Raw genomic sequence first — 20,270 nt, 5'->3', positions numbered from 1 at the left:
GCTCAGACCCGCGTGACGCTGACCTTCCCGAACAGGCCCGAGGGCCGGATCACCAGCACGCCGACGATCAGCACCAGCGCGACTGTGAGCTTGAGCTCGGTGCCCAGCACCGCGCCGACCAGGTTCTCGAGCACGCCGACGATGAAGCCGCCGAGCACCGCGCCGCCCGGGCTGTCGATGCCGCCGAGCAGGGCGGCGGCGAAGGCATACAGCAGGATGCCGGCCATCATGTTCGGCTCGAGGAACACGGCGGGCGCGACCATGATGCCGGCGATGGCGCCGATCGCCGCCGCCAGGCCCCAGCCGAGGGCCAGCATCCAGCCGACCCGGATGCCCACCAGCCGGCTCGAGACCGGGTTCTGCGCCGCCGCGCGCATCGCCAGGCCCAGCGGCGTGTAGCGGAAGAACACGAACACCATCGCCAGCACCGCCAGCGTGATGCCGATCGAGCCCAGCTCGTGCGAGGACATGAAGCGATTGCCGAACAGCGGCTCGGCCGGGAACGGGCTCGGGAAGGGCTTGATCGTGTAGCTGAAGATCCAGCCCGCGAGGCTGTTGAGGATGACGAGCAGGCCGATGAAGACGATGACCACCGCGAGGATCGGCGCGTTCTCGACCGGCCGCACGACGATGCGCTCGATCAGCACGCCGAGGGCGAAGGCGATCGCCACCGTGACGAAGAACGCGGCCCAGTAGGGCAGGCCGGCCTGCATCAGGCTCCAGGCGATGTAGGTGGAGAACATCGCGAGCTCGCCCTGCGCGAAGTTCACCAGGTGCGTGGCCTGGTAGATCATCACCAGCGCCAGCGCCACGCTGGCATAGATCCCGCCGGTGGCGAGGCCGGAGAGCACCTGGTGCAGAAACAGATTCATGTCAGGTCTCCGCCCGCGATCGCATGAGACCGGCGCAACTCAGGACCACCAGGGATACCGCGGAACCGGCTTCGCCGGGCCGCTGGTATCGCCCCCTTGAGGGGGAGGCGCCGCAGGCGCTTCGGGGGTGTTTCATGTCAATAGCCGAGGTACGAACGCCGCACCGCTTCGTCGTCGCGAACGGTCTCGGCGCGGCCGGAGATCACCACGCGGCCGGTTTCGAGCAGATAGGCGTGGTCGGCCAGCCGCAGCGCCAGTGCCGCGTTCTGCTCCACCAACAGCATGCTCACGCGCTCCCTGGCGTTGATCTCGCGCAGGATCTCGAACAGCTCCTGCACGATGCGCGGCGCCAGGCCGAAGGAGGGCTCGTCGAGCAGCAGCAGCCGCGGCCGCAGCATCAGGGCGCGCGACACCGCCAGCATCTGCTGCTCGCCGCCCGACAGCGTGCCGGCCTGCTGGTACCGGCGCTCGCGCAGCCGCGGGAAGTGGTTGTAGACGCGCTCGAAATCGGCCGCTACCTCGGCCTTGTCGCGGCGGGTGTAGGCGCCCAGGCGCAGGTTCTCCTCGACGCTCAGCGCGACGAAGGTGCCGCGCCCGTCCGGCACGTGGGCGACGCCGAGCCGGACGATGGACTCGGTCGCGCGGCCCTCGATGCGCTGGCCCGCGAAGGCGATCTCGCCCTCGGTCCTGACCATGCCGCAGACCGCCCGCAGGGTGGTCGTCTTGCCGGCGCCGTTGGCACCGAGGATGGTCGTGATGCCGCCCTCCTCGACGCCGAAGTCGATGCCGTGCAGCACCTTGCTCGCGCCGTACTGCGCGCGCAGGCCGCGGACGTCGAGCAGGCGGGCCATCAGTCCGGGTCTCCCAGGTAGGCGCGGATCACTTCGGCGTTGGCCTGCACCTCGGCCGGCGAGCCGTCGGCGATGACGCGGCCGAAGTCCAGCGCCACCACCTGGTCGGAGACCCGCATCACGAGATTCATGTGGTGCTCGACCAGCAGCATCGTGAGCCGGAGCCGCTCGCGCACCTGGCGCAGCAGGTCCATCAGCTTGCCGACTTCCTCATGGTTCAGGCCGCCGGCCGGCTCGTCGAGCAGCAGCAGCTTCGGCCGGCTCGCCAGCGCCCGCGCCAGCTCGACGCGCTTCTGGGTGCCGAAGGGAAGGTCCATCACGCGGGTGGCGGCCACGGCGCCGAGGCCGAGCAGGTCGACCAGCTGGTCGGCGTGCGCTTCGAGCACCTGCTCTTCGCGCCGCACCCCCGGCAGCCGCAGGGCATTGGCGAGGAAGCCGCTGCGGGTGCGGCAATGGCCGCCGAGCAGGATGTTCTGCCGCACGGTCATGGTCCGGAACAGCGCCAGGTTCTGGAAGGTGCGGCCGATGCCCATCGCCGCGACGCCGTGCGCCGGCGTCTCGACCAGCGAGCGGCCCTCGAACGAGATGCGGCCCTCGCTGAAGGCATAGAGCCGCGACAGGCAGTTGAAGAGCGTGGTCTTGCCGGCACCGTTCGGACCGATCAGGCCGACGATGAAACCCTCGGGCACCGCGAACGACACCTTGTCGAGCGCCGTGATTCCCCCAAAGCGCACGGTGACGCCTTCGACGCGCAGCAGATCGGCACGGGGGGCAGGCGAGGCGATTTCCGACTCCTTGCACAGTGGAACCCAACCCGAGCGGGACACTCGGATGCCACTGGATACAAAAGATACCGGTGTTCGGACGAATGGAAAGCCGGCTTTACCCTTGATTGCCCGGCGCGGCAGCCCACGGCTGCGCCGGCGCGCGGACCGCGAAGGCCTGCTGCCGGATCGGAACTGGGAGAGCCTGGGTCAGGCGCGGCGCTCAGCCGACCTGCACTTGCGCGTCGGACGGCAAGGGGCCGGATGCACCGAAGGTCTGCTGCTGGACTTGCACGGGCTCCGTCGCGAGGGCCGACGCCTTCTTGGGCACGACGCCCCGGACGAGGTGCCTCGGCACGTGGTGCTTCTTCTTCAGCAGGGCCAGGGCCTCGCTGCGCGCGGGCTCGGAGGCCGGCAGGAACATGTGCAAAAAGCTCATCGTGGTCGCCCCAATGAACGCCAGGATTCGACAGGGGCCCCTGGCTTGGCCGGATTGCGATTATGGGCGGCGGGCGGTCCGCCGTCACTGGCGGCCCCGCCGGCGGTAGTGTTGATGGGGCCGCCCCCGCATGGGCTCACGAACCGCCCGGGATGTTGGCGACGATGCGCTTGCCCATGCTGACGCGCGGCTCGACCACGTAGCCAAGCGCTTCGTAGAAGGCCGCCACCGACTCGTTGCCGGGCGCAATCTGCAGGTTGATCTTCATGCAACCCCGATCCGCCAGGGCGCGCTCCGCGTGCGCGACCAAGGCCGTGCCGATGCCCCGCGACCGATGCCCCGGATCCACGGCGACGGAGTACAGCCAGCCCCGGTGTCCGTCGTAGCCTGCCAGCACGGTGCCGACCACCGAGCCCTGCGCCAGAGCGACGAAGAAAAGACCATCGGCGACCGCCAGCTTCTTGTCGATGCCGAGGGCGGGCGCGTTGTGCGCCGTGCCGTAGCGGAATGCGGTCTCCCAGAGACGGATCACCTGCGCTCGGTGGACATCATCGAGGTACGGGGCGACCAGGGTCATGCAGTCCCCCTCGGGCTCCGGGGCATGGCAGGCGACGCAGAACTTGTTGCCGTCGGGATCCCGGAAGTAGGCGCCGTAGTAGTGCGGGTGGTACTGGGCCCTCAAGCCGGGTGCGCCTTCGCAACTGCCGCCCTGGGCGAGCGCGACGCGGTGCACCGTGCGCACCATGGCCCGGTCGGCCGCGGCGAAGGCCACCATCTGGCCGTTGCCGGGCGCATGCGGCAGGCCGTTGTGCGGCTCGCAGACCACGAAGAAGGGCCGCGTGCGGCCGGTTCCGTGCCAGCCGGCCCAGGGCTTGTCTCGCTCGCAGAAGCGAAGCTCGAGGCCCAGGCCCTGCATCACCGGCTGATAGAAAAGCAGTGCGCGCTCGAAGTCGCTCACGCTCACGAAGACATGCGAAAACATCTCGGCTCCCCGGAGCGCTTGCCCCTGACGAGCCGAAGATAACGGAAAGCGCTCAGTTCTTCGCCGGCACCGGCACCTCGGTGGGGCGAGAACGGCAAGAAACCGCACGTCCTGCGCACGCTCCAGCTACCAGAACCGCCACCAAGGCCGCGCAGGCCTGCCTTTGGGCTCGAGCGGGGTGCGATCGGACGGTGTGGAACCCAGGCGCCTGCGCAGCTCCGCCTCCATGCGTTGCGCCTGCTTCAAGGCATCCGGGTCGCCAAGCTCGGCCCGCTTTCGCAGCACATACGCAGCCGCGGCGAGTTCTTCGTCTCCCATCGTCTCCATTCATGGAATTCTGGCTGCGGCCGTCGAGGCGGCCAATAAGCCATCCGGCCGGTGTGACTCGGCCGCGCGACATGCGCCCGCCCTAAGTCTTGGTGGCGGATTTCGAAGACGCGGCCATGCTGGTGGCCAGGAAGACCCAGGCGATCAAGCTGACGAGCGTGCCGCCCCAGCCGAACCCGGTCCTGCAGTCGACCTTGAAGAATTCCGCGACCAGCGGAAAGCTGTCGACGATGACCATGCCCGTGTAGGCGCGAAGATGGAAGACGTACACCGCCCAGGTGACGAAGTCGTCGAGGGAGACGACACCATCGGCGTTCGCATCGAGCGTCTGTCGGACGGCGTCTCCCGCCCTGGAGCCGACCCACCAGCGGCGGCAATGTTCGCTGTCATTGACGATACGCATGCTGGCGTTCTCCTCGAATTCGCTGTCGTCGCGGGGCGCCGACGCGCGAGGGAGTGTCGTCCTACGTCGTCAGGATGGCAAAAACTTCATGTTCATCCGGTGGTCCTTGCGGCTCGAGCAGGCGGAGGGAAGGATCGACTCCCCTGAAAGTCCCCCAAAAGAAAATGGCCTAGAGGAGAAAAATCCTCTAGGCCATTCGAGAGAGTGGTGCGGCTGGCAGGAATTGAACCCACGACCCCTTGGTTCGTAGCCAAGTACTCTATCCAACTGAGCTACAGCCGCACAGCTTGCGATTATAGCATCCATTTCAGCCATCTGTCCACGCTTCGATTCTTGACTTGCAAAAGAAGCTTCGCGGAAGCAGACCCGAGTCTCCGGCGGATGCTTTTGGTAGGCCGTGCTGGGCTTGAACCAGCGACCAACGGATTATGAGTCCGCTGCTCTAACCAACTGAGCTAACGGCCCACGTGGCACCAATTCTAGTAGGGCGCGGCGCCCTTCTCTACTTGCGGTGGCTCAGCGCGTTGGTGACCAGCTTCGACGTGATGTCGACGATCTGGATCATGCGTTCGTAGGGCATGCGGGTCGGGCCGATGACGCCCAGTGTGCCGACAACCTTTCCGTCGACCTCGTAGTTCGCGCTGACGATCGACAGGTCGTCGAAGGGCACCACCTGGCTCTCGCCGCCGATGAAGATGCGCACGCCCTCGGCCTGGCTCGAGACGTCGAGCAGGCGCATCAGCTGCGTCTTGTGCTCGAACAACTCGAAGGCGCGCCGCAGGTGCCCCATGTCGCTGGAAAAGTCGGTGACCGCGAGCAGGTTGCGCTCGCCCGCGATCACGACCTCGTCCTGGGCCTCGGTCATGACCTCGGAGCTGACCTGCACGGCAGCCTGCATCAGCGCCGCGATCTCGCCGCGCAGCTGCTCGACCTCGGACTGCAGCCGGTCGCGCACCTGCTCGATCGAGAGGCCGGCGAAATGGGTGTTGATGTAGTTGGAGGCCTCGACCAGCTGCGACTGCGTGTAGTCGACCTCGGGGAAGATCACGCGGTTCTGCACGTCGCCGTCGGGCGCGACGATGATCACCAGCAACCGACGGTCGGACAGCCGCAGGAACTCGATCTGCCGGAACACCGAGGCGCGCCGCGGCGCCATCACCACGCCCACGAACTGCGACAGGTTCGACAGCAGGTTGGCGGCGTTCGCGATCACCTTCTGCGGCTGGTCGGCCGCCAGGCTCGGCGCCGACGCGAACTGCTCGCGCTGCGCGGTCAGCATGGTGTCGACGAAGAGGCGGTAACCCCGTGCGGTCGGAATGCGGCCTGCGGAGGTGTGGGGGCTTGCGATCAGCCCGAGCACCTCGAGGTCGGACATCACGTTGCGGATGGTCGCGGGGGACAGGTCCAGCCCCGGCGCGCGGGAAAGCGTGCGCGACCCCACGGGCTGCCCGTCGGCGATGTAGCGCTCGACGAGAGTCTTCAGCAGCAACTTGGCACGGTCGTCCAGCATCGAATGATTTTAATGTTGTAATTTGTGAATGAGCTCCCGCTTTCGGCATGTCGCACTGATCGGTAAATACCAGGCCTCCGGCGCCCGGGCGCAATGCGGCGCGCATGACAACGTCATGGAGGGCATCGGCGCCTTCCTCGAATCGCAGGGCTGCAAGGTCTTCGTCGAGAAGTCGCAGTCGGACTCGGTCGAATCCGGCCCCTATCCCGCACTGACGGTGGAGGAAATCGGCCAGCAGTGCGACCTCGGCCTGGTGGTCGGCGGCGACGGCACCATGCTCGGCATCGGCCGCCAGCTGGCGCCGCACGACGTGCCGCTGATCGGCATCAACCGCGGCCGGCTCGGCTTCATCACCGACATCTCGCTCGACAACTACCAGGCGACGCTGATCCCGATGCTGGCCGGCGACTACGAGGAAGACCTGCGCACGCTGATGAAGGCGCGGGTGGTGCGCGACGGCGAGTCGGTGTTCGACACCCTGGCAATGAACGACGTGGTGGTCAACCGCGGCGCCACTTCGGGCATGGTCGAGCTGCGGGTCACGGTGGGCCACCATTTCGTGGCCAACCAGCGCGCCGACGGCATGATCATCTCCACGCCCACGGGCTCGACCGCCTACGCGCTGTCGGCCGGGGGGCCGCTGCTGCATCCCGCGGTGCGCGGCTGGGTGCTGGTGCCGATCGCGCCGCACACGCTGTCGAATCGGCCGCTGCTGCTGCCCGACGCCGACGAGGTCACGATGGAACTGGTCGGCGGGCGCGATGCCAGCGCCAATTTCGACATGCAATCGCTGGCCACGCTGGCCATCGGCGACAAGGTGATGGTGCGCCGCTCGGACTATCGGGTGCGCTTCCTGCATCCGCGAGGCTGGAGCTATTTCGACACCTTGCGCAGGAAACTGCATTGGAACGAAGGGGGATCTTGAGATGGCGTTGAGGCGCATTGCGCTGCGGGATTTCGTGATCGTGCGCTCGCTCGAGCTCGATTTCTCCGCCGGCTTCACGGTGCTCACCGGCGAGACCGGCGCCGGCAAGTCGATCCTGATCGACGCACTGCAGCTGGCACTGGGCAACCGGGCCGATGCCGGCGCGGTGCGCGAAGGCGCCGAGCGGCTGGACGTCAGCGCCGAGTTCGATGCCGACCCGGGCCTCGCCGGCTGGCTCGACGAGGGCGGCTTCGAAGGCGGCGATGCCCTGCTGCTGCGCCGCACGGTCGACCTCCAGGGCCGCAGCCGCGGCTGGATCAACGGCAGCCCGGCCACCGCCACCCAGTTGCGCGAGCTCGGCGACCACCTGCTGGACATCCATGGCCAGCACGCCTGGCAGAGCCTGACCCGGCCCGAGGCCGTGCGCGGCCTGCTCGATGCCTACGCCGGCATCGACACCGGCGCGCTCGAGAGCGCCTGGCAGCTCTGGCGGCAGGCGATCGGGGCACTCGAAACCGCCCGCTCGGCCCAGGATTCCCTGCAGCGCGAACGCGAACGCCTCCAGTGGCAGGTCGCCGAGGTCGCCAAGCTGGCACCGGGCGACGACGAGTGGGAAGAGCTGTCGGCGAGCCACAGCCGCATTTCCAACGCCCAGGCGCTGATCGATGCCGCCGAAGGCGCCAGCAACGCGCTCGAGGATGACGACAGCGGCGCCCTGGCGGCGCTCGGCCGCGCCCTCGCGCTGCTGCAGAACTGCGAGCACATCGAGCCGGAATTCAAGGCGCTGGGCGAGGTGCTGGCCTCCAGCGTGGCCCAGGCCTCGGATGCCGCGCATTCGCTGCACAGCTACCTGCGCCAGGCCGACCCCGACCCCGAGCGGCTGGCCGAACTGGACGAGCGCATGGGCAGCTGGATGTCGCTCGCGCGCCGCTACCGGCGTCCGCCGGCCGAGTTGCCGGCCTTACTCGCCGGCTGGCAGGCCGAGTTGAAGGCCCTCGACGCGCAGAGCGACCTCGACGCGCTCGAGCGCACCGAGCAGTCGGCGCAGCAGGCCTACCTGAAAGAGGCCAAGGCCGTGGCCAGGGCCCGCAAGCAGGCGGCGCCCAAGCTCTCGCAGGCGGTCACGCAGGCGATGCAGGAACTCGGCATGAAGGGCGGCCGCTTCGAGGTCGCACTGCAGCCGCTGGCGCAACCCGGCCGGGCCGGCCTCGAAGAGATCTCCTTCCTGGTCAGCGGCCATGCGGGCAGCACGCCGCGTTCGATCGGCAAGGTGGCCTCCGGCGGCGAGCTCTCCCGCATCGCGCTGGCCATCGCGGTCACGACCAGCGAGCTCGGCGCCGCCCAGACGCTGATCTTCGACGAGGTCGATGCCGGTGTCGGCGGTGCCGTGGCCGAGACCGTCGGCCGGCTCATGAAGCAGCTCGGCCGCGATCGCCAGGTGCTGGCGGTGACCCACCTGCCGCAGGTGGCGGCCTGCGCGGACCACCACCTGGTGGTCGCCAARCGGCAGACCGCCGCCAAGGGCCAGGACGCCGCCCGCACCGAAAGCAGTGTCGCCGTGCTCGACGGCGAAGGCCGCGCCCAGGAGGTTGCCCGGATGCTGGGCGGCGAGCGCGTCTCCCGAACCTCGCTGGCGCATGCGCGCGAAATGCTGGGCCAGAAGGCACAGGTGGCCTGGCCATGAGCCTCGAACTCGTGCTCATCACCGGCATGTCCGGTTCCGGCAAGTCCGTCGCCCTGCACGCGCTCGAGGACGCGGGCTATTACTGCGTCGACAACCTGCCGCCCGAGCTGCTTTCGCCCTTTATCGCGCTGCAACAGCAGCAGCATGTCGCCAAGGTGGCGATCGCGATGGACGTGCGCAGCGGTGTCTCGCTGCCCCTGGTGCCGCAGCAGCTCGAGGGCCTGCGGCAGCAGGGCATTTCGCTGCGCTCGCTGTTCCTCGACGCCACCACCGATGCCCTGGTGCGCCGCTATTCCGAAACCCGGCGCCGCCATCCGCTGTCGCGCCAGGAAGGCCGCACCGACGCGCCCGAACAGCAGCGCGTGCTGGTGCAGGCGATCGAGCTCGAGCGGGAATTGCTCGCCGACCTGCGCGATGGCGCCGACGTGATCGACACCAGCATCATCCGCCCGGCGCAGCTCCAGAGCTACGTCAAGGCGCTGATCTCGGCACCCGACAGTGCATTGACCCTGGTGTTCGAGTCCTTCGCCTTCAAGCGCGGCGTGCCGCTCGACGCCGACTTCGTGTTCGACGTCCGCATGCTGCCCAATCCGCACTACGTGCCGGCGCTGCGCGCACTGACCGGACGCGATGCGCCCGTGATCGAGTGGCTGCGCGAACACGAGGATGTCGCCCGCATGTACGGCGACATCGAACAGTTCCTGCAGCGCTGGCTCGACGCCCTGGCGCGCGACCATCGCAGCTATGTCACGGTGGCCATCGGCTGCACCGGCGGCCAGCATCGCTCGGTGTTCCTGGTCGAGCAACTGGCGCGCGGCTTCGGCGCCCGCTGGGCCGCGCTCAAGCGGCACCGCGAGCTCGACAGCGCCTAGCTGCTGCTCACGAGCCGTTTTCGCACGGGTGCCGGCAAGCCCAGCGCGGTCCACTGATCGGCGGCAAACCAGCCCCCCGTCCCGGCCAGTGGCTGCGTGCTGCGGCGTTCGACCGCCACCGGATGCAGGTGCAGATCCTTGTGCGTGAGCACATGCAGGAAGGCGGCTTCGTCGTGGACGCTGGCGAGGTCCCTGGCAGTGAGCGTTGCCGCCAGCGCCTCGCGACTCTCGTAGATCGGCACACAGTAGAGCCCGGCCCAGATGCCGCGCGACGGCCGCTTCTCCAACCACACGCGCCCCTCCGGGTCGCGAGCCAGCAGCATCCAGAGCGACTGCGACGTCCGCCGCAGCTTGCGGGTCTTGACCGGGTAGTTCTCCGGCGCCCCCTGGCGGCGGCCCGCGCACAGGTCGCTCACCGGGCAGATCATGCAGCTGGGCTTGCGCGGCAGACACACCGTGGCACCCAGGTCCATCAAGCCCTGGGTGTAGCCGGCGATGGCGCCTCGATCCTCGGCCGGCGGCAGCAGTTCGGTCGCCTCGTTCCACAGCAGCCGCTCCTGGGCAGCCGACGACAGGTCGCCGTCGAAGGCCAGCAACCGCGACAGCACCCGCTTGACGTTGCCGTCCAGGATCGCCACCCGTTCGCCGAAGCAGAAGGCCGCGATCGCCGCCGCGGTCGAGCGGCCGATCCCGGGCAGTGTCTGCAGTTCGGCCGCCGTGCGCGGGAATTCGCCGCCGAAGCGCGCCACCACGTCCTGCGCGCAGCGATGCATGTTGCGCGCGCGACTGTAGTAGCCGAGTCCGCTCCAGAGCCCGAACACCTCGTCCTCGGTGCCGGCCGCCAGGTCGGCCACCGACGGGAAGCGTGCCAGGAAGCGCGCGAAGTAGCCGAGCACGGTGCTCACCTGGGTCTGCTGCAGCATCACCTCGGACAACCAGACGCGATAGGGGTCCCGGGTGTTCTGCCACGGCAGTTCGCTGCGGCCGTGGCTGCGCTGCCAGGCCACGATGCGCTCTGCGAAGCCCGGTGCGCGCCCCTGCGGACTTTCAGGCAACAAGTTCGGTCCGTGCCACCGGAGCGTTCGGCGCTTCGTTGCTGGTCAGCAAGGTGGTGAGTTCGGCCAGCCGCCGGTGCAGCTCGCCCAGATGGCCCTCCTGGGCGGCCAGCTCGGCCAGGCGCTCGTCGAGGCTGCCAGCCGCGCCCTGGATGCGTTCGACGGCCTCGATGCGCTTGGTGAAATTGCGGCGCCGCTCCCTGAGCTGCGCATCGAGCTGGGCGCCTGCACCTTTGCTCCAGCGCTCGACCTCGGTCATCGCTGCCTCGTTGACCACCCGCAGCCGGCTGGCCAGCGCGCGCACCAGCTTGTCGCAGAAATCGGGCTGTGCCAGCTTGAGCATGTTGCCCACGCCCAGGTAGTGGACATGGCTGCGTTCGATCTGGTCGAGCTGCTGCTCGAAGCCCGACAGGTCGGGCTCGGGCGGCGCCTGCAGCGTGAAGCCGTGTTCGGCATTGAGCTGGCGAAAGGTCGCATGCAGCATCGACTGGATCTCGGCGCTGGTCGCCTGCACCTCGCGCAGGTTGTTGCGCAGCGATTCGAAGGTCTCGCCGTAGACTTTGCGCACGCTGAACTTGATGCCTCGCCGCTTGAGCGCCGCCGACAGGCGGCCCATGTCGGCCTTGAGCGCGGTGCCGCCGAGCACCGCATAGACCTCGCGCAGCAGCTTGCCCTGCACCGAGCGCAGCGCCAGGATGCGGGCGTTGCTGCCCTCGAACTCGGTCTGCTCCTGCTCGATGCGCGTGCGCATGTGGCGGATCACCGATCCGTTCTTGCCGCGCAGGCCCTGCAGTTCGAGCGCCTGCTCGGACAGGTCGCGCTGGCGCACGTTGAGGATGCGCGCGGCTTCGGTCCTGAGCGCGACGATGCCGGCATCGACGGCGAGCCTGAGCATCGTCTCGCGCTTGCCGAGCAGGCCCTCGCCGAGCACCGCTTCGAGCGCCGGCAGCCGGCTCGCCTGGAGCAGCGGCACGTCGCGGCGGATCTTGGCCTGCAGCCCCTTCTGCGCCGAGACCGGCAGGACCTGCGGCAGCGGGACGCCGAGCAGTTCGGCGGCACCCTTTCGCTGGCGCTGGATCTGGGCATCGATCTGGGCCGGCGTGCTGAGGATGTCCCACATCGTGTCGATCTTGTTGAGCACCACGATCCGGGTTTCGCTCAGGTCGCCCTCGGTGACCAGGTGCTCGCGCCAGATGGAAAGGTCGGAACGGGTCACCCCGGTGTCGGCGCCGAGGATGAAGACCACCGCGTGGGCCTGCGGAATCAGGCTCACCGTGAGCTCGGGTTCGGCGCCGATCGCGTTGAGGCCGGGCGTGTCGAGGATCACCAACCCCTGCTCCAGCAGCGGATGCGGCATGTTCAGCACCGCATGGCGCCAGCGCGGGATCTCGACCCGGCCATCCGAATCGGGCACCGGGTTGTCGTCCGGGACATCGTCGCTCCAGAAGCCGAGTGCGCGCGCTTCCTCGAGCGGCACCCAGCGCACCTCGGCGACCTTGCTCATCGCCTGCGACAGATCCTCGGCGTTCTCGACATTGATCGCGATCTCGATCCAGCGCTCGGGCTCGTCGCGCCAATGGGCCAGCGAATGCGCCTCGAGGCGGGTTTCGATCGGCAGCAGACGCAGGCTGGGCGGCAGCGTGTGGTCATAGCCGAGCTCGGTCGGGCACATCGTGGTGCGGCCCGCGCTGGCCGGCATGATCCGGCGCCCGTAGCCGGCGAAGAAGATCGCGTTGATCAGCTCGGATTTGCCGCGCGAGAACTCGGCCACGAAGGCGACCATGACCTTGCTGGTGCGCAGTTGGGATTCCAGGTCGCGCAGCCGTTCGGCCACGCTCTGGTTCAGTAGTTCGTTTTCATTCAGCCAGCGGGACAACCACTTGAGGCGGTGCGCGAAATTGCGCCGCCAAGCGCCATGCTTGTCGAATTGCTGATTGAAGGAATCGGTCAAAGCAGGATTTGTAAGGGCGACTTACAAAATATAGCATCGGCACGCGCTTCGGGGCGCCATTCACTGGTGGGATTCAATGCTTTTGGCACACCGGACAGAAATAGGTTGCGCGCTGGCCCTGGCGAATCATGCGCACCGGTGTCGCGCAGACCCGACACGGCTCGCCCTCGCGCCCGTAGACCGTGGCCTCCAGCTGGAAATAGCCGCTCTGGCCGTCCACGTTCGAGAAATCCCGCAAGGTGCTGCCGCCGCGCTCGACCGCCCGCGCAAGAATGTCCCGCACCGCGGCATGCAGGCGCAGCGCACGCGGCCGGCTGATGCGCGCGGCCGACAGGGTCGGGCGGATGCCGGCAAGAAAGAGCGCCTCGGACGCATAGATGTTGCCCACGCCGACCACCACGTCGCCCGCCAGCAGCACCTGCTTGATCGGTGCGCGGCGCCGGCGCAGGCCGGCGTGGAAGGCCTCGAAGTCGAAGGCATCGCCGAGCGGCTCCATGCCCAGACCGCCGAGCAGCTTGAGCGCCAGCGGCGAGCGCTCGTCCTCGACATGGACCACGGCACCGAAGCGGCGCGGATCGTTGAGTCGCAGCGTGCCGCGGCTGGTGACGAGGTCGAAGTGATCGTGCGCCCCAGGGGCGGGCAGCGCGGTGTCGAAGCGCAGGCTGCCCGACATGCCCAGGTGCATCAGCAGCAATCCGGCATCGAGGTCGACCAGCAGGTACTTGCCGCGCCGGCGGACGGCGCGCACGGTGCGCCCCACCAGTTCGACGGGATCCACCGCCAACGCCCAGCGCAACGGCTTGCCGACCCGCACCGCCTCGATGCGGGCGCCCGCGATGCGATCCGCGAATCCGCGGCGGGTGACTTCGACTTCGGGGAGTTCAGGCATGGGAGCGGGCTGACTTGAAAAAAGGTCGGCGTTGAAACCCCACGCGACAAGACGCAAAAGGCTTGGATTATTATGGCTTCGATGACCTTTACGCCTCGCCGATCCCGCCTTGCGGCGGCCGCTTTCCTGGCCCTGATCGCGCTCGCGGCGCAAGGCCAGACCGAAGCGCCCGCACCCTCCGGCCCCGCATCCATCGTCGACCCCGCGCGGCCCGCAGGATCGCCCGAGACACCGGAGCCCCCCAAGGCGAGCGCGCAGGCCCAGCCGTCGGCAATGACCGCCGAGCTGTTCTACGAAGTGCTGCTGGGCGAGCTCAACGCGCGCTCCGACCCCGGCACGGCCTACGGACTGGTGCTCGACGCCGCCCGTCGTGCGCGCGACGGCAAGCTGTTCCAGCGCGCGGTCGAGATCGCACTGCAGTCGCGCTCCGGCGATTCCGCCCTGGCGGCGGCCCGGGCCTGGAAGGAAACGCTGCCCGATTCGCGCGATGCACGCCGCTTCGAGCTCCAGATCCTGATCGCCCTGAACCGCATCGCCGAGACGGTCGAGCCGCTGCGCGCCGAGATGGCCGCCACGCCCCAGGTCGAACGCCCGTTCCTGATGGCCCTGATCGCCCGCAACTATTCCAGGGCCACGGACAAGAAGCTCGCGGCATCCGTGGTCGAACAGGCGCTGGCCGACGAACTCGCAAGCCCCGCCACCGGGGGGGCCGCCTGGGCCACCGTGGGCCGCCTGCGGCTGGCCGCCGGCGACATCCCCGGTGCACTCGACGCCGCCATCAAGGGCCAGCAACTGGACCCGTCGGCCGAGGGACCCGCGCTGCTGGCGCTCGAGATCATGGACCCCAGCCAGCCGCTGGCCGAGCCGATCATCAAGCGCTACCTCGCCGGACCGAAGGCCCAGCCCGAAATGCGCGTCGGCTACGCACGGGCGCTGGTCGAGGGACGGCGCTACGCCGAGGCCTCGGCCGAGCTCACGACGCTCACCGCGGCCCGGCCCGAACTGCCCGAACCCTGGCTGCTGCTCGGCAGCCTCCAGATTCAGGCGCGCCAGGACAAGGCGGCCGAGGCCTCGCTCAACCGCTTCATCTCGCTCGCGCCCACGCTGCGCGACCCCGAGAGCCGCGAGCGCGGCTTGACGCAGGCCTACCTGCTGATGGCGCAGCTGTCCGAGCGGCGCAAGGATTTCACCGGCGCCGAGGCCTGGCTGGCCCGCATCGACAGCACCGACGACCTGGTCGGCGCACAGGCGCGCCGCGCCGCGCTGCTGGCCCGCCAGGGCAAGCTGGCGCAAGCGCGCGAGCTGGTCCGCAGCCTGCCCGAACGCACCGCGGACGAGAAGAAGCAGAAGTTCCTGACCGAAGTGCAGCTGCTGCGCGACGCCAAGCAGTACCAGGCCGCCTTCGACATGCTGGCCCAGGCCAGCGCCGCGGCGCCGACCGACACCGACCTGATCTACGACCAGGCGATGGTGGCCGAGAAGCTCAACCGCCTCGACGAGATGGAACGCCTTCTGCGCCGCGTGATCGAGATCAAGCCGGACAACCAGAACGCCTACAACGCGCTGGGCTACTCGCTGGCCGATCGCAAGGTGCGGCTCGAAGAGGCGCGCACGCTGATCCAGAAGGCGGTGCAGCTGGCGCCCGACGATCCGTTCATCGCCGACAGCCTGGGCTGGGTCGAGTACCGGCTGGGCAACATGGCCGAGGCCACGCGCATCCTCGAAGACGCCTACAAGCGCCGGCCCGACCCCGAGATCGGCGCCCACCTGGGCGAAGTGCTGTGGGCCGCCRGCCAGCGCGACCGCGCGGTGAGCATCTGGAAGGAAGCGTCGCTCGCGGATGCGGACAACGAGACGCTGCAGGAAACGCTCAAGCGCCTGCACGTGAAGCTTTGAACCGGCGCCGGGCGCTGCTGGCCGGCGCGGCCGGCCTCCTGCTGCTGGCCGGTTGCGCAAGCCCCGGGGGACCACCCGGCGCGGCCCGCCCCGAGGCCTGGAGCGGCCGCCTTTCGCTGCGCATCGACGGCGAGACCACGCAGAGCTTCTCGGCCCTGTTCGAACTGCGCGGTGCGCCGCAGGCCGGCGAACTGATCCTCACGAGCCCGATCGGCAGCACCCTGGCCCAGCTTCACTGGGCGCCCGGAGAGGCCCTGTTCAGCAACGGCAGCGAGACCCGCCGCTACGACTCGGTCGATGCGCTGATCGAGGCCGCGACCGGGGCGGCGATCCCGGTCGCCGCCCTGTTCGCCTGGCTGGCCGGCCGCGAGGAGCGGGTGCCCGGCTGGCGGCCCGACCTGTCGCAGGTCGCTGCCGGCCGCCTTCAGGCCACGCGCGAGTCGCCGACGCCCCGGGCCGACCTGCGCATCGTCTTCGAGCGCGCATGAAGGCCCTCTACGACCTCCCGGCGCCGGCCAAGCTCAACCTCTTCCTGCACATCACGGGCCGGCGGGCCGACGGCTACCACCTGCTGCAGTCGGTCTTCATGCTGATCGACTGGTGCGACACGCTGCACGTCGAAAAGCGCGCCGACGGCGCGATCACGCGCGAGGACCTCACGACGCCGCTGCCGGCCGACGACCTGGTCGTGCGCGCAGCCAAGGCGCTGCAAGCCGCCGCTAAGACACCCCTGGGGGCCCACATCGGCGTCGCCAAGCAGGTGCCGGCGCAGGCGGGCATGGGCGGCGGATCTTCCGACGCGGCCACCTGCCTGCTGGCGCTGAACCGGCTCTGGGGCCTCGACCTGCCGCTCGCAACGCTGGAACGGATCGGCCTCGGCCTGGGCGCCGACGTGCCCTTCTTCCTGCGCGGGCACAATGCCTGGGTCGAAGGAATCGGCGAGATCATCACGCCGATCGCGTTGCCGCCAGGATGGTTCGCGGTCGCGAAACCACCCGATGGACTCGATACCCGTCAGATTTTTGCAGCAGAAGATCTGCAACGCTCAACTCCTGCTGCTATAATCTCGGGCTTTGCTGCACATAGCGAATCGCGCCAGGGTCAAATCGAAACAAGATTCGGCTTTGGTCGCAACGATCTGCAGCCGGTTGCCCAGCGGCTTTGTCCCGCGGTCACCGAAGCCATCGAATGGCTCGGYCGCCAAGGACTCGAGGCCCGGATGACCGGTTCGGGAAGTTCGGTGTTTGCAGCAATGCCGCACGACGCGGAACTCGCCGAGGCCCCCATGGGCTGGCAGGTTCGCAAGTGCAGCAACCTGGCCGTTCATCCCCTCGTGGGTTGGGCGGTCTGAAAATAGTCAGGGCGTTCACGCGTTCTGATGCGACATATATCGGTTGACGACATTGGTCGTCGACCCGTGTAGGGGAGTCGCCAAGCTGGTTAAGGCACTGGATTTTGATTCCAGCATGCAAAGGTTCGAATCCTTTCTCCCCTGCCAAATTCATTCAAGAGATTTTTGGCGGCTCTCCCGAAAGAGCCACTTCGCATTGCCGGGACGCACTCATGCAGGTTCAACACCCTGACTTCATGGTTTTCACCGGCAACGCCAATCCGGGCCTTGCCGCCGAGATCTCGCAGCACCTGGGCACCTCGCTCGGCGCCGCGCGCGTCGGTCGCTTCTCCGACGGTGAAGTCACCGTCGAGATCAACCAGAACGTCCGCGCCCGCGATGTCTTCGTGGTGCAGTCGACCTGCGCGCCGACCAACGAAAACCTGATGGAACTGCTCATCATGGTCGACGCGCTCAAGCGCGCTTCGGCCGAGCGCATCAGTGCCGTGATCCCCTACTTCGGCTATGCGCGCCAGGACCGCCGTCCGCGCTCGAGCCGGGTGCCGATCTCGGCCAAGGTGGTGGCCAACCTGCTCGAAACAGTGGGCGTGGCCCGCGTGCTGACCATGGACCTGCACGCCGACCAGATCCAGGGCTTCTTCGACATCCCGGTCGACAACATCTATGCGTCGCCGGTGCTCTTGGGCGACCTGCGCCAGAAGAACTACGAAGACCTGATCGTGGTCTCGCCCGACGTCGGCGGCGTGGTCCGCGCCCGGGCGCTGGCCAAGCAATTGAATTGCGACCTCGCGATCATCGACAAGCGCCGTCCGCGCGCCAACGTGAGCGAAGTCATGCACGTGATCGGCGAGATCGACGGCCGCAACTGCGTGATCATGGACGACATGATCGACACCGCCGGCACGCTGGTGAAGGCGGCCGAGGTCCTGAAGGAACGCGGCGCGAAGAAGGTGTATGCCTACTGCACGCACCCGATCTTCTCGGGCCCCGCGATCGAACGCATCGCCCAGGGCAGCGCGCTCGACGAAGTGGTCGTGACCAACACGATCCCGTTGAGCGACAGCGCCACCGGCTGCACCAAGATCCGCCAGCTGTCCGTGGCGCCGCTGATCGCCGAGACGATCCAGCGCATCGCCAAGGGCGAGTCGGTGATGAGTTTGTTCTCGGACCAGGAAAATCTCTTCTGAGATTTCTATCAAACCTGTTCTGAGAAAAGAGCCGGGCTTCCCGCAGCGGAAGCCCATTTTGAAACCGGAGTCGCACTGGTCGCGGTCGGCTTCCACAGGAGTTATCCATGAAATTCGTCGCTTTTGAGCGCGCCAAGCAGGGCACGGGTGCGAGCCGCCGTCTCCGCATCACGGGCAAGACGCCCGGTATCGTCTACGGTGGCGAAGGCCAGCCGCAACTGATCGAGCTCGATCACAACGCGCTGTGGCATGCCCTCAAGAAGGAAGCCTTCCACTCGTCGATCCTCGAGATGGAACTCGCCGGCGCCACCACCAAGGTGCTGCTGCGCGACGTGCAATACCACCCGTTCCGCCAGCTCGTGCAGCACGTCGACTTCCAGCGCGTCGACGCCCGCACCCGCATGACGGTCAAGGTGCCGCTGCACTTCAAGGGTGAGGAAGAGTCGACCGCCGTCAAGCTCGACCACAACCTCGTGAACCACGTGATGACCGAAATCGAAGTCAGCTGCCTGCCGGCCGACCTGCCCGAGTTCATCGAAGTCGACCTGTCGGGCCTGACCAAGAACGCCACCGTGCACGTCAACGACATCAAGCTGCCCAAGGGCCTGAAGTTCGTGAGCCACGGCAAGGTCAACCCGGTGATGGTCTCGGCCGTGCCGCCGCTGGTCGCCGAAGAGCCGGCCGCCGGCACCGAAGGCGCCCCGGCCGAAGGTGCTGCGGCACCGGCCGCCAAGGCCGAGGCCAAGGCGCCCGCGAAGAAGAAGTAATCCTTCGGACAGCAGCGTTCATCGCTTCGACGGCCCGCCCAGTGCGGGCCGTTTTCATTTGTCGGGCGCAAGTCACAATCCATTCCCATGATCAAGCTGTTTGTCGGCCTCGGAAATCCGGGCCCTGAATACGAAGCCACGCGCCACAACGCCGGCTTCTGGTGGATCGACGCGCTGGCCCGCGACCTGAAGCTCACGCTCACGCCCGAACGCAGCTACCACGGGCTGGTGGCGCGCACGCAGATCGGCGGCAAGCCGATCTGGCTGCTCGAGCCACAGACTTTCATGAACCTGTCGGGCAAGTCGACGGCCGCGCTGGCGCGCTTCTTCAAGATCGAGCCGAACGAGATCCTGGTCGCGCACGACGAACTCGATGTGGTGCCCGGGCAGGCCAAGCTGAAGTTCGGCGGCAGCCACGCCGGCCACAACGGCCTGCGTGACATCCATGCTCAGCTCGGCACCGGCGACTACTGGCGGCTGCGGCTCGGCATCGGCCACCCGGGCGTGAAATCCGAGGTCGTGAACTGGGTGCTGAAGAAGCCGCTGAAGGAACAACGCGAAGCGATCGAAGACGCGATCATGCGCACGCTGCACGCCTTTCCGGCCCTGGTGGCCGGCGAGATGGACAAGGCGACCCTGCTCATTCACACGAGCAAGCCGCCGCGCCCCAAACCTCCGCGGCGCGAGCCCGGCGACGGGGGTGCACCCGCCGCGGGCTAGCGGAAGCAAGAGAGAAGAAGGAAAAGGGAGACAAGAAGAATGAGACTGTCACACGCACGATCCGCAACCCGGGGCAGCCTGCTGCTGGCGGGCGCCTGCATTCATTGGGCCGCGCAGGCGCAAGGCGCCAGCGGCGTCTGGCGCTGCGGCAATACCTACACCGACCAGCCCTGCAATGCCGGCCGGGCCCTGCCGCTCGATGAAGCCCCCAGCACGGCACGGAAACGCGAAGCCGACCGGGCGACGCGGGAAGCCCGCGCCGAGGCGCAGCGCATGGAACGCGATCGGCTACGGCTCGAAGCGGCGCAGGGGCCCGGGCAAGCGGCGCTGATCGACAACGCGCCCCGGGCGCGAGAGGCCGCGCCGGAGCCTCGGGACACCGCGATGAAAAAGGGCAAGGCGAGAAAGGATCCGCAGTACCTGAGCCCGCAGGATCCGTCGGCGCCGGGCAAGAAGAGGCGCCCCAAGGCGGGCGCCGCGAACGACCCGAAAAGCTAGGGCGCCGGGGCGGCGGCCGGATCCGCCTGCGCCGCCGCCTTGGCGGCCTTGGCTGCCGCGAGCCGCTCGAACTTCTGCCACAGGGTCTCGCGGGTTTCGACGTAACCCGGGTGGGTCGGGATGCAGGCGACCGGACACACCTGCACGCACTGCGGTTCGTCGAAGTGGCCCACGCATTCGGTGCACTTGTGCGGGTCGATCTCGTAGATCTCCGCGCCCATGTAGATCGCGTCGTTGGGACACTCCGGCTCGCAGACGTCGCAGTTGATGCATTCGTCGGTGATCATGAGAGCCATGGGGTCGATTATCGATCGACTCGGGCATGGA

The 20,270-nt window shown here is 68.1% G+C and carries 21 protein-coding genes, 3 tRNA genes and 2 pseudogenes; 11 read left to right on the top strand and 15 right to left on the bottom strand.

From position 1 onward, the window contains the following. Positions 1 to 2: 2 nt before the first annotated feature. The 11 genes and pseudogenes from AC1D2E_RS06575 to hrcA form a co-directional block, all read right to left on the bottom strand. Positions 3 to 872 carry a branched-chain amino acid ABC transporter permease gene (locus AC1D2E_RS06575; RefSeq protein ID WP_478196647.1) on the bottom strand — a complete coding sequence of 290 codons (870 nt, stop codon included), beginning with the start codon at positions 870 to 872 and terminating at the stop codon, positions 3 to 5. Between the two features lie 137 nt (positions 873 to 1,009). After that, entirely contained in the window at positions 1,010 to 1,723 is a 714-nt protein-coding gene (locus AC1D2E_RS06570) for an ABC transporter ATP-binding protein (protein WP_478196646.1), read from the bottom strand. Further along, a complete protein-coding gene (locus tag AC1D2E_RS06565; RefSeq protein ID WP_478196663.1) occupies positions 1,723 to 2,508 on the bottom strand; it encodes an ABC transporter ATP-binding protein in 786 nt (261 codons plus the stop codon). The genes AC1D2E_RS06570 and AC1D2E_RS06565 overlap by 1 nt, the downstream gene beginning before the upstream one ends. A 202-nt stretch (positions 2,509 to 2,710) precedes the next feature. Next, positions 2,711 to 2,926 carry a hypothetical protein gene (locus tag AC1D2E_RS06560; protein ID WP_478174723.1) on the bottom strand — a complete coding sequence of 72 codons (216 nt, stop codon included), beginning with the start codon at positions 2,924 to 2,926 and terminating at the stop codon, positions 2,711 to 2,713. A 136-nt stretch (positions 2,927 to 3,062) separates the two neighbouring features. Further along, positions 3,063 to 3,470 (bottom strand): annotated as a pseudogene (locus AC1D2E_RS06555) (GNAT family acetyltransferase); the annotation flags it as partial. A gap of 51 nt (positions 3,471 to 3,521) precedes the next feature. Then, positions 3,522 to 3,908 (bottom strand): annotated as a pseudogene (locus AC1D2E_RS06550) (VOC family protein); the annotation flags it as partial. Between the two features lie 126 nt (positions 3,909 to 4,034). Beyond that, positions 4,035 to 4,235 carry a hypothetical protein gene (locus AC1D2E_RS06545; RefSeq protein WP_478196645.1) on the bottom strand — a complete coding sequence of 67 codons (201 nt, stop codon included), beginning with the start codon at positions 4,233 to 4,235 and terminating at the stop codon, positions 4,035 to 4,037. A gap of 82 nt (positions 4,236 to 4,317) precedes the next feature. Next, the gene (locus AC1D2E_RS06540) at positions 4,318 to 4,638 is read right to left on the bottom strand and encodes a hypothetical protein (RefSeq protein WP_478196644.1); all 321 of its coding nucleotides are present in this window, start codon (positions 4,636 to 4,638) and stop codon (positions 4,318 to 4,320) included. A 205-nt stretch (positions 4,639 to 4,843) separates the two neighbouring features. Beyond that, a tRNA-Arg gene (locus tag AC1D2E_RS06535) sits at positions 4,844 to 4,920 on the bottom strand. 106 nt (positions 4,921 to 5,026) lie between these two features. Continuing rightward, positions 5,027 to 5,103 (bottom strand) — tRNA-Ile (locus AC1D2E_RS06530). Positions 5,104 to 5,140: 37 nt separating this feature from the next. Next, on the bottom strand, positions 5,141 to 6,148 hold the full coding sequence (gene hrcA, locus AC1D2E_RS06525) for a heat-inducible transcriptional repressor HrcA (protein WP_478174725.1): 1,008 nt from the start codon (positions 6,146 to 6,148) through the stop codon (positions 5,141 to 5,143). A 28-nt stretch (positions 6,149 to 6,176) separates the two neighbouring features. Between hrcA and AC1D2E_RS06520 the strand changes: the two genes are divergently transcribed. Genes AC1D2E_RS06520 through rapZ form a run of 3 tightly spaced genes read left to right on the top strand, consistent with a single transcriptional unit; the run spans position 6,177 to position 9,629 of the window. Next, positions 6,177 to 7,073: an NAD kinase gene (locus AC1D2E_RS06520; protein WP_478196643.1), complete on the top strand. Its 897-nt coding sequence runs from the start codon at positions 6,177 to 6,179 to the stop codon at positions 7,071 to 7,073. A gap of 1 nt (position 7,074) precedes the next feature. Next, complete coding sequence (gene recN / locus AC1D2E_RS06515) at positions 7,075 to 8,757, top strand: DNA repair protein RecN (RefSeq protein ID WP_478196642.1); 1,683 nt, start codon at positions 7,075 to 7,077, stop codon at positions 8,755 to 8,757. Continuing rightward, the gene (gene rapZ, locus AC1D2E_RS06510; protein WP_478174728.1) at positions 8,754 to 9,629 is read left to right on the top strand and encodes an RNase adapter RapZ; all 876 of its coding nucleotides are present in this window, start codon (positions 8,754 to 8,756) and stop codon (positions 9,627 to 9,629) included. Before recN ends, rapZ begins: the two co-directional genes overlap by 4 nt. Here rapZ and mutY read toward each other — a convergent pair. The 3 genes from mutY to mutM all read right to left on the bottom strand — a co-directional run bounded on the left by mutY (position 9,626) and on the right by mutM (position 13,524). After that, entirely contained in the window at positions 9,626 to 10,684 is a 1,059-nt protein-coding gene (gene mutY / locus AC1D2E_RS06505; protein WP_478196641.1) for an A/G-specific adenine glycosylase, read from the bottom strand. The two genes, rapZ and mutY, sit on opposite strands and share 4 nt — an antisense overlap. Beyond that, a complete protein-coding gene (locus AC1D2E_RS06500) occupies positions 10,677 to 12,635 on the bottom strand; it encodes a dynamin family protein (RefSeq protein WP_478196640.1) in 1,959 nt (652 codons plus the stop codon). The genes mutY and AC1D2E_RS06500 overlap by 8 nt, the downstream gene beginning before the upstream one ends. A gap of 73 nt (positions 12,636 to 12,708) precedes the next feature. Continuing rightward, complete coding sequence (mutM, locus tag AC1D2E_RS06495) at positions 12,709 to 13,524, bottom strand: bifunctional DNA-formamidopyrimidine glycosylase/DNA-(apurinic or apyrimidinic site) lyase (RefSeq protein WP_478196639.1); 816 nt, start codon at positions 13,522 to 13,524, stop codon at positions 12,709 to 12,711. An 81-nt stretch (positions 13,525 to 13,605) separates the two neighbouring features. On the opposite strand from mutM, the gene AC1D2E_RS06490 reads away from it, so the two are divergent. From AC1D2E_RS06490 to AC1D2E_RS06455, 8 genes are all read left to right on the top strand, one after another. After that, positions 13,606 to 15,420: a tetratricopeptide repeat protein gene (locus AC1D2E_RS06490; protein WP_478196638.1), complete on the top strand. Its 1,815-nt coding sequence runs from the start codon at positions 13,606 to 13,608 to the stop codon at positions 15,418 to 15,420. After that, on the top strand, positions 15,417 to 15,908 hold the full coding sequence (locus AC1D2E_RS06485) for a lipoprotein insertase outer membrane protein LolB (protein ID WP_478196637.1): 492 nt from the start codon (positions 15,417 to 15,419) through the stop codon (positions 15,906 to 15,908). The genes AC1D2E_RS06490 and AC1D2E_RS06485 overlap by 4 nt, the downstream gene beginning before the upstream one ends. Continuing rightward, a complete protein-coding gene (gene ispE / locus AC1D2E_RS06480) occupies positions 15,905 to 16,771 on the top strand; it encodes a 4-(cytidine 5'-diphospho)-2-C-methyl-D-erythritol kinase (RefSeq protein ID WP_478196636.1) in 867 nt (288 codons plus the stop codon). The genes AC1D2E_RS06485 and ispE overlap by 4 nt, the downstream gene beginning before the upstream one ends. Positions 16,772 to 16,841: 70 nt before the next feature. After that, a tRNA-Gln gene (locus AC1D2E_RS06475) sits at positions 16,842 to 16,918 on the top strand. 65 nt (positions 16,919 to 16,983) lie between these two features. After that, the gene (locus tag AC1D2E_RS06470; protein ID WP_478174735.1) at positions 16,984 to 17,958 is read left to right on the top strand and encodes a ribose-phosphate pyrophosphokinase; all 975 of its coding nucleotides are present in this window, start codon (positions 16,984 to 16,986) and stop codon (positions 17,956 to 17,958) included. A 107-nt stretch (positions 17,959 to 18,065) separates the two neighbouring features. Beyond that, on the top strand, positions 18,066 to 18,725 hold the full coding sequence (locus AC1D2E_RS06465) for a 50S ribosomal protein L25/general stress protein Ctc (protein WP_478196635.1): 660 nt from the start codon (positions 18,066 to 18,068) through the stop codon (positions 18,723 to 18,725). Between the two features lie 87 nt (positions 18,726 to 18,812). After that, the gene (gene pth, locus AC1D2E_RS06460; protein WP_478196634.1) at positions 18,813 to 19,445 is read left to right on the top strand and encodes an aminoacyl-tRNA hydrolase; all 633 of its coding nucleotides are present in this window, start codon (positions 18,813 to 18,815) and stop codon (positions 19,443 to 19,445) included. 39 nt (positions 19,446 to 19,484) lie between these two features. Then, a complete protein-coding gene (locus AC1D2E_RS06455) occupies positions 19,485 to 19,943 on the top strand; it encodes a hypothetical protein (RefSeq protein WP_478196633.1) in 459 nt (152 codons plus the stop codon). Here the strand turns inward: AC1D2E_RS06455 and AC1D2E_RS06450 are convergent. Then, positions 19,940 to 20,239: a YfhL family 4Fe-4S dicluster ferredoxin gene (locus tag AC1D2E_RS06450; RefSeq protein ID WP_478174739.1), complete on the bottom strand. Its 300-nt coding sequence runs from the start codon at positions 20,237 to 20,239 to the stop codon at positions 19,940 to 19,942. The genes AC1D2E_RS06455 and AC1D2E_RS06450 overlap by 4 nt on opposite strands. Positions 20,240 to 20,270 lie beyond the last annotated feature (31 nt).

This window comes from Variovorax sp. P1_H2, assembly GCF_056405295.1.
Note: the sequence above shows the minus strand (reverse complement) of the source record. Positions and strands in the feature narration are given on the sequence as shown.

Bases quoted from the DNA above. Each gene is read 5' to 3' on its own strand.
- AC1D2E_RS06575 (WP_478196647.1), bottom strand. From the start codon at position 872: ATGAATCTGTTTCTGCACCAGGTGCTCTCCGGCCTCGCCACCGGCGGG.
- AC1D2E_RS06570 (WP_478196646.1), bottom strand. From the start codon at position 1,723: ATGGCCCGCCTGCTCGACGTCCGCGGCCTGCGCGCGCAGTACGGCGCG.
- AC1D2E_RS06560 (WP_478174723.1), bottom strand. From the start codon at position 2,926: ATGAGCTTTTTGCACATGTTCCTGCCGGCCTCCGAGCCCGCGCGCAGC.
- AC1D2E_RS06545 (WP_478196645.1), bottom strand. From the start codon at position 4,235: ATGGAGACGATGGGAGACGAAGAACTCGCCGCGGCTGCGTATGTGCTG.
- AC1D2E_RS06540 (WP_478196644.1), bottom strand. From the start codon at position 4,638: ATGCGTATCGTCAATGACAGCGAACATTGCCGCCGCTGGTGGGTCGGC.
- hrcA (WP_478174725.1), bottom strand. From the start codon at position 6,148: ATGCTGGACGACCGTGCCAAGTTGCTGCTGAAGACTCTCGTCGAGCGC.
- AC1D2E_RS06520 (WP_478196643.1), top strand. From the start codon at position 6,177: ATGAGCTCCCGCTTTCGGCATGTCGCACTGATCGGTAAATACCAGGCC.
- rapZ (WP_478174728.1), top strand. From the start codon at position 8,754: ATGAGCCTCGAACTCGTGCTCATCACCGGCATGTCCGGTTCCGGCAAG.
- mutM (WP_478196639.1), bottom strand. From the start codon at position 13,524: ATGCCTGAACTCCCCGAAGTCGAAGTCACCCGCCGCGGATTCGCGGAT.
- AC1D2E_RS06470 (WP_478174735.1), top strand. From the start codon at position 16,984: ATGCAGGTTCAACACCCTGACTTCATGGTTTTCACCGGCAACGCCAAT.
- AC1D2E_RS06465 (WP_478196635.1), top strand. From the start codon at position 18,066: ATGAAATTCGTCGCTTTTGAGCGCGCCAAGCAGGGCACGGGTGCGAGC.
- pth (WP_478196634.1), top strand. From the start codon at position 18,813: ATGATCAAGCTGTTTGTCGGCCTCGGAAATCCGGGCCCTGAATACGAA.
- AC1D2E_RS06455 (WP_478196633.1), top strand. From the start codon at position 19,485: ATGAGACTGTCACACGCACGATCCGCAACCCGGGGCAGCCTGCTGCTG.
- AC1D2E_RS06450 (WP_478174739.1), bottom strand. From the start codon at position 20,239: ATGGCTCTCATGATCACCGACGAATGCATCAACTGCGACGTCTGCGAG.